This is a genomic window from Pseudomonas sp. P1.31 (genome assembly GCF_001269815.1).
GTDB classification, from domain to species: domain Bacteria; phylum Pseudomonadota; class Gammaproteobacteria; order Pseudomonadales; family Pseudomonadaceae; genus Aquipseudomonas; species Aquipseudomonas rustica.
This window is the reverse complement of sequence record NZ_LHVN01000044.1, coordinates 77,073-89,369: the sequence shown is the minus strand read 5'-3', so window position 1 is coordinate 89,369 and position 12,297 is coordinate 77,073. Positions and strand designations below refer to the sequence as shown.

Sequence of the window (12,297 nt, the reverse complement as noted above, 5' to 3'; positions counted from 1 at the left end):
AATGTATCGACTGACACGACGCCTTCGCGAGCAAGCCCGCTCCCACAAGGGTAATGCGGCGTGCCTTTATCCAAGAATGTGTCGACGTCATCCGAGGTCAAGGCCACCACGCAATAACTGTCCACCGCAAAACCAACTGTGGGAGCGGGCTTGCTCGCGAAAGCGGTGGATCAGTCAAAAAATGTATCGACTGATACGACGCTTTCGCGAGCAAGCTCGGCTCCTACAGGTCAGGCGCGGCAAGCGAGTGTATTGGATGGACGTTCACGGATGGGCTAAGAAAGTCTATGTGGTAGCCAGAGGAACCATCACCAATTGCTAAATGAATACCACTGATTCCCTCATTCATTTGGGAGTTGATTTTGTAATCAATTTTGTTCGAGATGGATTCGTTGACGCCGATAGCAAATTCCGTAAGTTTCAGTCCACGTTTGCCAGCAGCGAGATCCAGAAGTTTTATATGTTCTTCGTTATTTATTTTTAATGAGGTTATGTCGTTTTCTTTTACTGTGAGCCAGGCTTCTTCGTTTGAAATTCGATCACTTAGCCATTTTAGAGAGGTTTTCAGACCGGCAGGTAATTCGGGGTTCGGTTTTCTGAGTACAGTCAGTATTCCAGAAATTTTCAATGTGCCTGAAAATATAAAGGGGCAGGGCTCTAATGGGTTCATATGTGCGTAATGAACTTCAAAGAATTCCGCGACGGACTGCACGAAGTTATCGGTCACATCTTCGTCAAGTAATGCATAAGGCTGTGCATGGGGAAGGATGGATACTGTTGCATTGGATTCGTTACCAGACAACGCAAATGTTTGGTAGGAGTTAAGCATATTCAATACAACTCGCTGCGAGAAGAGCGATTGCTGAAAATCACTGTTCATCAGAAGCTCTAGGCTGTAAAGCGCCGCGGCTAAAGATGGCTCAAATACTTGGGTCGCGCAGAAGATGATTTTTTTGCGCTCTGTTCTTCCAGCGATCTCAAATGTCAATTTTGCAGCTTCGTTACTGAAAGAAAAAACGATACTGTTTTTTGGAAACTCCTCTAATTGAGCGATATTTGCCGTCATAAATCCCAAGAGCTCGCATTCTTTGAGGAACTCATTCGAGTCGGCGATAATCGAAAATTCCTCATGATTGAAGAGCGTCGGCGCTATATTTGGCGGTGACATAAAAAACCCTCCTTGTTCTGAAGTGCGCGGCAAGGGCGGTTGCCGCGCGGTGCTTCAATTAATCTTCGGTATGCGCCCAAGCCAACGGTGCCCATCCAAAATTATCCGGGCCAGAAGTGATGCGATTAAGATTTTCTTTTGTGGTTTTTTCAGTTTGCATTTGAGTTTTCCTTTTTTTGGTTTTTGTTGTGATCCCCCCATGTGGCATGGGGTGGAGCGGATTAATGCATAAGTTAGCGATCCGATTGAATAATTATTTTCACTTTTTAAGAATCAATTTTTATGTCTTCTTTTTAGATATGAGTGGTTTGGTTATTTACGTGGGTTGCGTCTGTAGGTCTATTCTGAAAGTTGTAAATTTAAGGTTTTTCATTTGTGGTGAGAGGTCTTGTCTGGTTAGGTTTTATTTATGGGCTTTGTTTTCGGGGCTCATGCCAACCACGAACACAGGGGCACACAGTGCACACACCAAAGAAGTACCTGACAGACACATCTGTCCACCAAGCCTTACTCCTCACTGACTTAACCGAAAAGAACCAACCCGACCACGCAGTCCGACTACTGCTCAATGAAGCCCTTCAAGGACTCGCAGCAAGAGGCTGGCCCCGAGCGCAGTTGCAGGTTGGGCCAAGGATTGTGTCCGCCGAAGAGAACTACGGTTTGCTGGGTTACGACCCGGCAGAAATTACCCTTGGCAGCGAGCACACACGTTGGGTCGATGAGCATTCGCTTTTGCGAACGCAGACCACCAGCCAGATTCCTGCGGCGCTTCAGCAGGCCGCCGAGGTTCGTCAGCCGGGACAAACCATTTTGCTGGCAGCGCCAGGCATTACCTTCAGGCGTGATAGCCGAGATCGTTGGCATTGCGCCGAGCCGCACCAAATGGATATCTGGGTATTGGGCGACCCGGAGCTGGCATCCCATGAGCATTTACTGCGTCTTGTCGGCGATATTTTGCAGTCGGCCGTCCCGGAAAAGTCTTGGGTTTATAGCGACAGTCCACATCACTACACCGAGGGCGGGATTGAAGTGAATGTGTTGAATGATGGCGTGCCGGTCGAGGTTCTTGAGTGCGGGCGTATCGCGAAGTCGCTGTTGCAGCGTTTGCAGATTGATCCGCTGCGCCATGGCGGACTCGCTCTTGGGATGGGGCTGGATCGCCTGACGATGTTGCGCAAAGGCATTCCTGATATTCGTTTGTTGCGTGATCAGAATGTGCGCGTGCAGGCGCAGATGCATGATCTGGATCCGTGGACTGCGGTATCCCGTTTGCCGTCGATTGCCCGCGATATCTCGTTGGCAGTAACGCCGGGATTGAGTGAAGAGGTATTGACCGAGAGGATGTTGCAGGCGGCAGGGGATTGCTCTGGATGGATCGAGGAGATGCGAATCAAGGGGCGCTGGCCACGTTCGGATTTACCGGCGCAGGCCATTGAGCGACTCGGGATGTTACCGGGTCAGGAGAACGTGCTTTTGCATGTGGTGCTGCGTGATTGTTCTCGTTCGATTACCACCGGTGAGGCGAATGCCTTGTACGCGGATATTCAAGCTGCGATGCACGAAGGGGTACCGGGGGCGGGTTACAGAATGGATTAAGTGAAATCTGTAGGAGCTGCGGCACGCTGCGATCTTTTGATGTTGATCCTGAAAATCAGATCAAAAGATCGCAGCCTCGTTGTACTCGACAGCTCCTACACGGGGATTGCGGAGTACCCGAACAACTGTAGGAGCAAAGCTTGCTCGCGAAAGCGGTGGATCAGTCAAAGAATATTCGACTGACACGACGCCTTCGCGAGCAAGCTCGGCTCCTACAAGGATATTGCTGTGTTGCGGGTTATTCGATGAAGGTGACAACGCCACCTGTCAGCGATTTAACGCGGGCCAGCGATTCGACGCGGTAGCCTTGCGAGTCCAGTTCGGCGCGGCCGCCCTGGAACGACTTCTCGATGACGATGCCCAGGCCGGCCACGGTGGCGCCGGCCTGTTTGATGATCGAGATCAGCGCTTGCGAGGCCTTACCGTTGGCCAGGAAGTCGTCGATGATCAGCACGCGGTCGCTGCTGGTCAGATGGCGCGGCGAGATGGCCACGGTGCTTTCGGTCTTTTTGGTGAACGAGTAAACGGTCGCCGACAGCAGGTTTTCCGTCAGGGTCAGGGACTGTTGCTTGCGGGCGAAGATCACCGGCACGCCGAGGTTCAGACCGGTCATGATCGCCGGGGCGATGCCCGAGGCTTCGATGGTGACGATCTTGGTGATGCCCGAATCCTTGAACAGCGCGGCGAATTCGTCGCCGATCAGCTTCATCAGGGCCGGGTCGATCTGGTGGTTCAGGAAGGCGTCGACCTTCAGGACCTGGTCGGAAAGCACAATGCCTTGTTCGCGGATTTTCTGGTGCAATGCTTCCATGAAGCTGTCCTCTTTTGGCGCTTTGTGCGCCGAAGGTCTAGTAAAAAAAGTGGTCAATTCTAGCGCTTTAACATCGCGCGTATATCAGCCAATGCGCTGTTGCCGCGCACGACTTTGACTTCGGTCGGTGTGTCGTCGTTGCCTTCCCAGGCCAGATCGTCCGGTGGCAGCTCATCAAGGAAGCGGCTCGGCGCGCAGTCGATGATCTCGCCGTACTGCTTGCGCTTGGCGGCGAAGGTGAAGGCCAGGGTCTGGCGTGCGCGGGTGATGCCCACGTAGGCCAGGCGGCGTTCTTCTTCGATGGTGTCGGCTTCGATGCTGGAGCGGTGCGGGAGGATTTCCTCTTCCATGCCCATGATGAACACGTAAGGGAATTCCAGACCCTTGGACGCATGCAGCGTCATCATCTGCACGCCTTCGGCACCGTCTTCCTCTTCCTGCTGACGTTCGAGCATGTCGCGCAGGACGAGTTTGCCGATCGCATCCTCGACGGTCATTTCGCCTTCTTCGTCCTTCTCGAGGGTGTTTTTCAACGCCTCGATCAGGAACCAGACGTTGCTCATCCGGTAGTCGGCGGCCTTGTCGCTGGAGCTGTTGGTGCGCAGCCAGTTCTCGTAGTCGATGTCCATGACCATGCTGCGCAGGGCGGAGATCGGATCTTCGCCGGCACACTGCTCGCGAACCTTGTCCATGAAACGCTTGAAGCGCGACAGACGATCGGTGAAACGGCTGTCCAGATGCTCGCCCAAACCGATTTCGTCGGTGGCGGCGTACATCGAGATTTTGCGTTCGGTGGCGTAGTTGCCGAGTTTTTCCAAAGTAGTTGAGCCGATTTCGCGGCGCGGCACGTTGATCACGCGCAAGAAGGCGTTGTCGTCATCCGGGTTCACGATCAGGCGGAAGTAGGCCATCAGATCCTTCACTTCCTGACGGCCGAAGAAGCTGTTACCGCCGCTCAGGCGATACGGCACCTGGTGGTGCTGCAGCTTCAGTTCGATCAGCTTGGCCTGATAGTTACCGCGATAGAGGATCGCGAAATCGCTGTACGGGCGGTCGGTGCGCAAGTGCAGGCTGAGGATTTCCATGGCCACGCGCTCGGCTTCGGCGTCCTCGTTACGGCAGCGGATCACTCGGATCTCGTCGCCGTGGCCCATCTCACTCCACAGCTGCTTTTCGAATTCGTGCGGGTTGTTCGAGATCAGCACGTTGGCGCAACGCAAAATGCGACTCGTGGAGCGATAGTTCTGCTCGAGCATCACCACTTTCAGCGATGGATAGTCGTCCTTGAGCAGCATCAGGTTTTCCGGTCGCGCGCCACGCCAGGCGTAGATCGACTGGTCGTCGTCGCCGACCACGGTGAACTGGTTGCGCTTGCCGATGAGCATTTTTACCAGCAGGTATTGGCTGGCGTTGGTGTCCTGGTATTCATCGACGAGCAGGTAACGCACCTTGTTCTGCCACTTTTCGAGAATGTCGGCGTGTTCTTCGAAGAGTTTTACCGGCAGCAGGATCAGGTCGTCGAAGTCCACCGCGTTGAACGCTTTCAGCGTGCGCTGATAGTGGGTGTAGACGATGGCGGCAGTCTGTTCCTTGGGATTACGCGCGTTTTCCAGCGCCTGAGGCGGCAGGATCAGGTCGTTTTTCCAGGCGCCGATCATGTTCTTGATCTCGTCGACGCCGTCTTCGCCCGCGTATTCCTTCTGCATGATGTCGGTCATCAGGGACTTGACGTCGGTCTCGTCGAAAATCGAGAAACCGGGTTTGTAGCCCAGCCGCACGTGCTCCTTGCGGATGATGTTCAGACCGAGATTGTGGAAGGTGCAGACCGTCAGGCCGCGACCTTCGCCGGCGCGCAAGAGGGTACCGACCCGCTCTTTCATCTCGCGCGCGGCCTTGTTGGTAAAGGTCATGGCGACGATGTACTGGGCGCGGATGCCGCAGTTCTGGATCAGGTGCGCGATTTTGCGCGTGATCACGCTGGTCTTGCCGGAGCCAGCACCGGCGAGCACCAATAGAGGGCCGCCGACGTAGTTCACGGCTTCTTGCTGCCGGGGATTGAGTCGGGACATACGAAAATTCGGGAGTCGTTGACGAAATGGGCCGGCATTTTAACAGGCTCAGAGATTTGTGCTGCTCTGTCCGACTTGTGACGTACCACGCGATTCATATTTGCCGGTTTTGTTACTTTCACGCAGGATGCGCGGTGATTTAGCGGCTAATGTTCTCATTCGTGACACAAAATAACGTTTTGATAACCGTTGTCATTTGGTCATTGGTCAGCGCAACGGCATAATGCCCGCCGCCCACATCATTGCAGAGTCTAGGGAGCTAGCTTGTCTACGCCTGTCGAACCCTTGCGTTTGCTGCTACTGGCCGAAGAGCCAGCGTGGACAGCGTTATTGCGTGAGTGTCTGGCTCCGATGGGGAGCGCGGCGGTGCTGATCAGCGCGCCGAGCTGGGAGTCGGTCAGCAGTTTGTTCGAAGACAACCGCCATGCGGTGTTGTTGACCCTTCCTGCGTTGCAACCGGCACCCGGCCGCTGCAGCCTGCCGACGGTATTGTTGCTCGAACACGAACCGGACACCGCGCCGGTTGGCGTCAGTGACTGGCTGGTGTTCGACGCCCTCGACCCCGGCATGCTGCGCCGTTGCCTGCGCCATGTGCGCGAACGCGGCGTTCTCGAAAACACCCTGCAACGCCTCGCCGAACAGGATCCTTTGACCGGCATCGCCAACCGCCAGGGTTTCCAGACCTTGCTGACAGCGCGTCTTGCTGAAGGCGATGGTCGCGGCCTGGCCCTCGGGCATCTCGATCTCGACAACTTCCGTCACGCCAACGACGCCCTTGGCCATCAGGCTGGCGATCGGCTGATCCTGCAAGTGGTCGCGCGGCTGAAAAGTCAGCTGGAGGCCGGCGATCAACTGGCCCGTCTCGGCAGCGATGAATTTGCTTTGCTGATCGACACCCGCCGCGCGCCGCAACGCGCCGAGTGGATGGCCGAACGCATCACCGAAGCACTCGCCGAACCGTATTGGGTCGATGGCGAAAGCCTGCTCATCGGCTCCAGCCTCGGCATCGCCCACGCCCGCGCGCAGGCTGGCGCTGACCCGCTGATGTGGCATGCGCACATCGCCATGCAGCAGGCCAAGAGCACGCAGGGCTGCACCTTTCATATCTTCAACGAACGCATCAACCGCAACGCGCGGAGCATGGCTGACCTCGAAAGTGAGCTGCGCCGGGCATTGCGTCGTGATGAGCTGGAACTGCATTACCAGCCACGCCTGAATCTTGAGGACGGCCAGATTGTCGGCCTCGAAGCCTTGGTGCGCTGGCGCCATGGCGAACGTGGTTTGCTGCCGCCGAGTGAGTTTGTTCCTTTGGCCGAGCAGAGTGGGTTGATCGTGCCGCTGGGTTATTGGGTGATTTCCCGGGCGTTGCGCGATATGCAGGCACTGCGCGAACGCGGATTGCCGGCGCTGCACATGGCGATCAATCTGTCGTTCCGCCAGTTTCAGGACAGTCAGTTGTTGCCGACGCTGAGCCGCTTGATCGCTGAGCGGGGTGTAGAGGCGCAATGGCTGGAATTTGAACTGACGGAAACGGCGGTGATGCGTCGTAGTGATCTGGTCAAGCAGACCATGGATGCTTTGGGCCGCCTCGGTGTACGTTTTTCGCTGGATGACTTTGGCACCGGGTTCTCATCGTTCGTGCACCTCAACAGCTTGCCGATCACTTTGCTGAAGATCGACAAGAGCTTTGTCGGTGGCATGGAACAGCGTGAAGAGAACCGCAAACTGGTGCACGCGATGATCAACCTTGCGCACAACCTGCATCTGGAAGTGGTGGCGGAAGGGGTCGAGACGCCGGAACAACTGGAACTGCTGCGCGGGTTTGGTTGCGATCAGGTGCAGGGTTATCTGATCAGCCGGCCGTTGCCGTTGGCGGAACTGGTTGAGTACCTGACATTTGGCTCAAGCCAACAGGTTTCTGTGGAGGCCGTTTAAAAGATCGCAGCCTGCGGCAGCTCCTACACCGATCCCTGTAGGAGCTGCCGAAGGCTGCGATCTTTTGATCTTAATCTGCGCCAACGACCTCAAAGCGTGATGTAGCAGGCTCCAGCCGAATCATCCGCTTCATCTTCCACTCAAATGCCAACGTCAGACTCACCGCCGCGCACGCCAACCCCAGCGCCAATCCCCACCAGACGCCCGTCGGCCCCCAGTTCAAGTGGAATGCCATCCACCACGCCGCTGGCGCGCCAATCAGCCAATAACAACCGAGCCCGACCAGAAACGTGGTCTTCGCATCCTTGAGCCCGCGAATACAGCCCATGGCAATCGTCTGCGTGCCGTCGAACAGCTCAAACCACGCTGCCACGGCCAGCAGGCTCACCGCCAAACGAATCACTTCGGCAAACGCCGGATCATTGTGATCAAGGAATAACCCGACCAACTGATTTGGCAGCAACCAGAACACCATCGCAAACCCGAGCATCACCACCGCACCAAAGACGATCCCGACGCGGCCCGACATCCGTGCATCGAGCAATTGCCCGGCGCCGTAATGCTGGCCGATGCGCATGGTGATCGCATACGACATCCCCGCCGGCACCATGAACGCCACCGAAACAATTTGCAGAGCAATCTGATGCGCGCCCAATTGCGTGCTGCCCATGGTGCCCATGCACAGCGCCGCGAAGGCAAACAACCCGACCTCCACCGCGTAGGTGCCACCGATCGGCAGACCGAGGCGCCAGAGTTCTTTCAGGTACTGTCGATTCGGCCGCGATAATCCTGCGCGCAGCGGATAAGCGTCATAGGCCGGATGCCGGCGTATATGCCAGGCCAATGCCAGCGCCATGCAGTTGGCGACAATCGCCGTGACCAGGCCGATGCCCATCAGGCCCATTTTCGGCAGGCCGAACATGCCAGTGATCAGCGCGTAATTGAGCAGGAAGTTGGCCACGGTGCCGGCCAGACTGATAACCATCACCGGTGTCGCCCGACCAATTGCACTGGTGAAACCGCGCAGGGCCATAAAGCTCAGGTAGCCGGGCAGGGCGAAGGGCAGGGCAATCAGGAATTGCCCGGCGGCGTTGACGTTGGTTTCGGTCTGGCCGAACAGCAGCAACACCGGTTTCAGGTTCCACAGCAGCAAACCGGCGCCCAGCGCCATCAGCCAAGCCAGCCACAACCCGGCCTGGGTCAGACGTGCCGCGCCAATGATGTCGCCCGCACCTTTGCGAATCGCTACCAAGGTGCCGACTGCGGCAATCACACCGATGCAGAAGATCGACACGAACGAATAAGTTGCCGCGCCCAGACCGCCGCCGGCCAGCGCTTCGGGACTGAGGCGCGCCATCATCAAAGTGTCGGTCAGCACCATCAACATGTGCGCCAACTGTGAAGCGATCAACGGCCCTGCCAGCCGCAGAATGGCCCAGAGTTCAGTACGCACAGGATGCTGCATGGGTATCACCACTCAATTTTCAGAGGGAACAGGAGACCGTCGATTCTCCGGCCTTGGCAGGCATTGCACAAAGGGATAAAAAGGATGGGTGGCATGACTAAAACTCATCCTGAACAAATTCCGCTCATTTCGCTGCATCCCGCCACTGGAGCTTTGTGCATGGCCCGTCGACTTCCTCCGTTGTATGCCCTGCGCGCATTTGAAGCGGCGGCGCGACATAGCTCGTTCACCCGCGCAGCGGAAGAACTGTCGATCACCCAGAGCGCGGTGAGTCGGCATATTCGTACGCTCGAGGATCACTTTGCCTGCAAGCTGTTTCACCGCAGCGGTCGCCATTTGCAGCTCACCGAGTCGGCCCGTTTGCTGTTGCCGGGCATCCGTGAAGGCTTCGCAGCCCTGGAGCGCGCCTGCAACACCTTGCGTGCCGAGGACGACATCCTGCGCATGAAAGCCCCGTCGACCCTGACCATGCGTTGGTTGCTGGCGCGCCTGAGTCGCTTTCGCCACTTGCAGCCGGGCAACGAGGTGCAACTGACCAGTGCATGGATGGACGTCGATTCAGTGGACTTCAACGATGAGCCGTTTGATTGCGCCGTGTTGCTCAGCGACGGCCATTTCCCGCCTGATTGGGAAGCGAGTTTGTTGTTTCCCGAAGAGTTGATCCCGGTCGGCGCGCCGAACTTGCTCAATGATCAACCGTGGGATCTGGATCGGCTGGCGTCTACCGAATTGCTCCACCCGACCCCGGATCGCCGCGACTGGCGCAGTTGGCTGGAGCACATGGGTTTGTCCGATCAGGTTTCGCTAAAGGGCGGGCAAGTATTCGACACGCTCGAACTTGGCATGATCGCGGCGGCGCGCGGCTATGGCGTATCAATGGGCGATTTGTTGATGGTCGCCGAAGATGTCGCGCAAGGACGCCTCAGTCTGCCGTGGCCGACCGCCGTTGCCAGTGGCCTGAATTATTACCTGGTGTGGCCAAAAACCCGTCCGGGAGGTGAACGTTTGCGCCGTCTCAGCGACTTTCTTCAAGGCGAAGTCCGCGCCATGGAACTGCCAGCCGTTGCGCGCTTGAGCTGAAACGTTCGAGCCGCCACAATGCCGGCCCCGTGCCATACCCTCGCACAGCGCTCAAGTATTCGGATTTACCGCCGACTATGAGCAAGTGGAACCGTCGTGCCGGTCTCCATGCTTCACCCCCATTATTAGAATTATTCCGAGCATCAGCTGCGATCAAGGAGGATCCGCTGGCTCGGCCAGGAGCTGTTCATGTCTCAACCTCGCGCTCGGATTGCCTCGCAGCTGGGCCTTGCCCTTGCTGTGATTCTGGCGGTCGTCATCAGTGGCAGTACGCTGTTCGCGTTGCGTTCGCTGGATACCGCCAACCTCGCCACCCGTGAAGAACATCTGGCCAGTGAGGCGCGGCTGCTGGCCGACCAACTGAGTACCTTCCACGGCACGTTGCGCGAAAGCACCCAGCGCCTCAGCGGGTTGTTCGAGAAGCGTTTCAGCAGCGGGTTGAGCCTTCATCCGGACGAGCCAGTGAGTGTTGCCGGCGCCCAGACTCCGGGCCTGCATCTGGGCAGCGAAGTGCTGAACAACAACTTCAAGGAAGTCGACGAGTTCAAGCAGATGACCGCGGGCGTCGCCACGTTGTTCGTGCGCAGTGGCGAAGACTTCATCCGCGTCAGCACCTCGCTGACTAAACAGGACGGCAGCCGCGCCATCGGCACCTTGCTCGATCACGCCCATCCGGCCTACGCGAAGTTGATGGCCGGACAGGGTTATGTCGGCCGCGCCTTGCTGTTTGATCGTTCCTACATGACCCAATACACCCCGGTGCGCGATGGCAGCGGCAAAGTGATTGCGGTGTTGTTCGTCGGTTTCGATTACACCGATGCGCAGAATGCCCAGTTCGATAACCTCAAACGCTTCCGCATCGGTCAGACCGGCTCGCTGGCGTTGCTTGATGAGCAAAGCAAATGGCTGGTTCCACCAGCGGGCGTGCAGGCGCTGGATCAAGCAATTCCGCTGATCAAGGATCTGGCGAAATCGCCGGGCAAAGGCCAGTTCTGGGGCGACACGTCCGAAGATTTCTACAGCGTCGCGGTGCCGTTCGACGGCGGCCCGTGGTCGGTGGTGGCAAGCATGCCGAAAGCCGAGATTCGCGCAGTGACCTGGAGCGTCGGCACGCAACTGGCGATTGGCAGCCTGTTGGCGATGTTGCTGGCGGTCGGTTCGGCGATGTGGCTGCTGCGTTCGAAACTGCAACCGCTGGGTGATCTGGTGCGTCAGGCCGAAGCCTTGGGCGCCGGTGATCTGAGCGTGCGTCTGAATGTAGCGAGTAACGACGAAATCGGTCAGTTGTCGCGCGCGTTCAACCAGATGAGCCAGGCGCTGTCGACCATGGTTGAGCACATTCGCCGTTCCTCCGCGGAGGTCAACAGCCGAGCGCAGGCACTGTCCGGTTTGTCTGGCGGTGCTTACGAAGGCATGGAGCAACAGTCCGGCGAAATCACCAGCATGGCCGGCGCGGTGGAAGAATTCAGCGCGACCTCGTTGAACATTGCCGACAACATGGGCGCGACGCAACGTCTGGCACAGGAAAACGCCCAGCAGACGCAGATTGGCCGCAGCTCGATGGAAGAAGCTTCGTCCTCTCTGGAGCAAATCGCTGGCGCCCTCAACAGCACCGCCACAGTGATCAACACCCTCGGCCAGCGTTCGCAGGAAATCGGCGGCATCGTTGGCGTGATCACCTCGATTGCCGAGCAGACCAATTTGCTGGCGCTCAACGCTGCAATTGAAGCGGCGCGGGCCGGTGAGCAAGGTCGCGGCTTTGCCGTGGTGGCGGATGAAGTGCGCAGCCTGGCTTCGCGTACCCGTCAGGCGACCGATGAAATCTCGGTGATGATCCACAGCATTCAGCAGGAAACCGGCAACGCGATCAGCACCATGGAGCAGGGCAATGTGCTGATGCAGGAAGGCTTGTCGCGTAACGCCAATGTCGCCTCGGCGCTGGCGCGGATCGATGAGCAGAGCCGTTCGGCGGGGCAGCAGTTCGCCGCGATTACCACGGCGACTCAGGAGCAGAGCAGTACCGCGACATTGCTGAGCAGCAATCTGCAGAGCATTGCGTTGGCCAACAGTGAGCAGCGTGAGGTTGTTTCGAATCTGGCTGTGACGGCGAAGGAACTGGAAGGCTTGGCGGCGGACTTGCGTGCCGAGGTTGATCGGTTTCGTTGATGGGTGG

At 57.5% G+C, this 12,297-nt stretch carries 8 protein-coding genes; 4 read left to right on the top strand and 4 right to left on the bottom strand.

Annotated features, from left to right (window positions below; genetic code table 11):
* Positions 1-223 precede the first annotated feature (223 nt).
* Positions 224-1,168, bottom strand: coding sequence for a hypothetical protein (locus AD669_RS26425; protein ID WP_053124996.1), 945 nt, complete (start codon positions 1,166-1,168; stop codon positions 224-226).
* 459 nt (positions 1,169-1,627) lie between these two features.
* Here AD669_RS26425 and AD669_RS26420 point away from each other — a divergent pair, with 459 nt between their 5' ends.
* Positions 1,628-2,764 carry a hypothetical protein gene (locus AD669_RS26420; RefSeq protein WP_053124994.1) on the top strand — a complete coding sequence of 379 codons (1,137 nt, stop codon included), beginning with the start codon at positions 1,628-1,630 and terminating at the stop codon, positions 2,762-2,764.
* Between the two features lie 238 nt (positions 2,765-3,002).
* On the opposite strand, the gene AD669_RS26415 is transcribed toward AD669_RS26420, so the two are convergent.
* Positions 3,003-3,575, bottom strand: coding sequence for a xanthine phosphoribosyltransferase (locus AD669_RS26415; protein ID WP_016985833.1), 573 nt, complete (start codon positions 3,573-3,575; stop codon positions 3,003-3,005).
* A 59-nt stretch (positions 3,576-3,634) separates the two neighbouring features.
* The gene (gene rep / locus AD669_RS26410) at positions 3,635-5,644 is read right to left on the bottom strand and encodes a DNA helicase Rep (RefSeq protein WP_053124992.1); all 2,010 of its coding nucleotides are present in this window, start codon (positions 5,642-5,644) and stop codon (positions 3,635-3,637) included.
* Between the two features lie 264 nt (positions 5,645-5,908).
* On the opposite strand from rep, the gene AD669_RS26405 reads away from it, so the two are divergent.
* Positions 5,909-7,579 carry a bifunctional diguanylate cyclase/phosphodiesterase gene (locus AD669_RS26405; RefSeq protein WP_053124991.1) on the top strand — a complete coding sequence of 557 codons (1,671 nt, stop codon included), beginning with the start codon at positions 5,909-5,911 and terminating at the stop codon, positions 7,577-7,579.
* A gap of 70 nt (positions 7,580-7,649) precedes the next feature.
* Here AD669_RS26405 and AD669_RS26400 read toward each other — a convergent pair whose 3' ends face one another.
* Positions 7,650-9,044, bottom strand: a complete 1,395-nt coding sequence (locus tag AD669_RS26400) for a NorM family multidrug efflux MATE transporter (protein WP_053124989.1) — start codon at positions 9,042-9,044, stop codon at positions 7,650-7,652.
* Between the two features lie 159 nt (positions 9,045-9,203).
* On the opposite strand from AD669_RS26400, the gene AD669_RS26395 reads away from it, so the two are divergent.
* Together AD669_RS26395 and AD669_RS26390 are read left to right on the top strand one after the other, a co-directional pair.
* Entirely contained in the window at positions 9,204-10,124 is a 921-nt protein-coding gene (locus tag AD669_RS26395; protein ID WP_053124987.1) for a LysR substrate-binding domain-containing protein, read from the top strand.
* Between the two features lie 189 nt (positions 10,125-10,313).
* On the top strand, positions 10,314-12,290 hold the full coding sequence (locus tag AD669_RS26390) for a methyl-accepting chemotaxis protein (protein WP_053124985.1): 1,977 nt from the start codon (positions 10,314-10,316) through the stop codon (positions 12,288-12,290).
* The last annotated feature ends 7 nt before the right edge of the window (positions 12,291-12,297 follow it).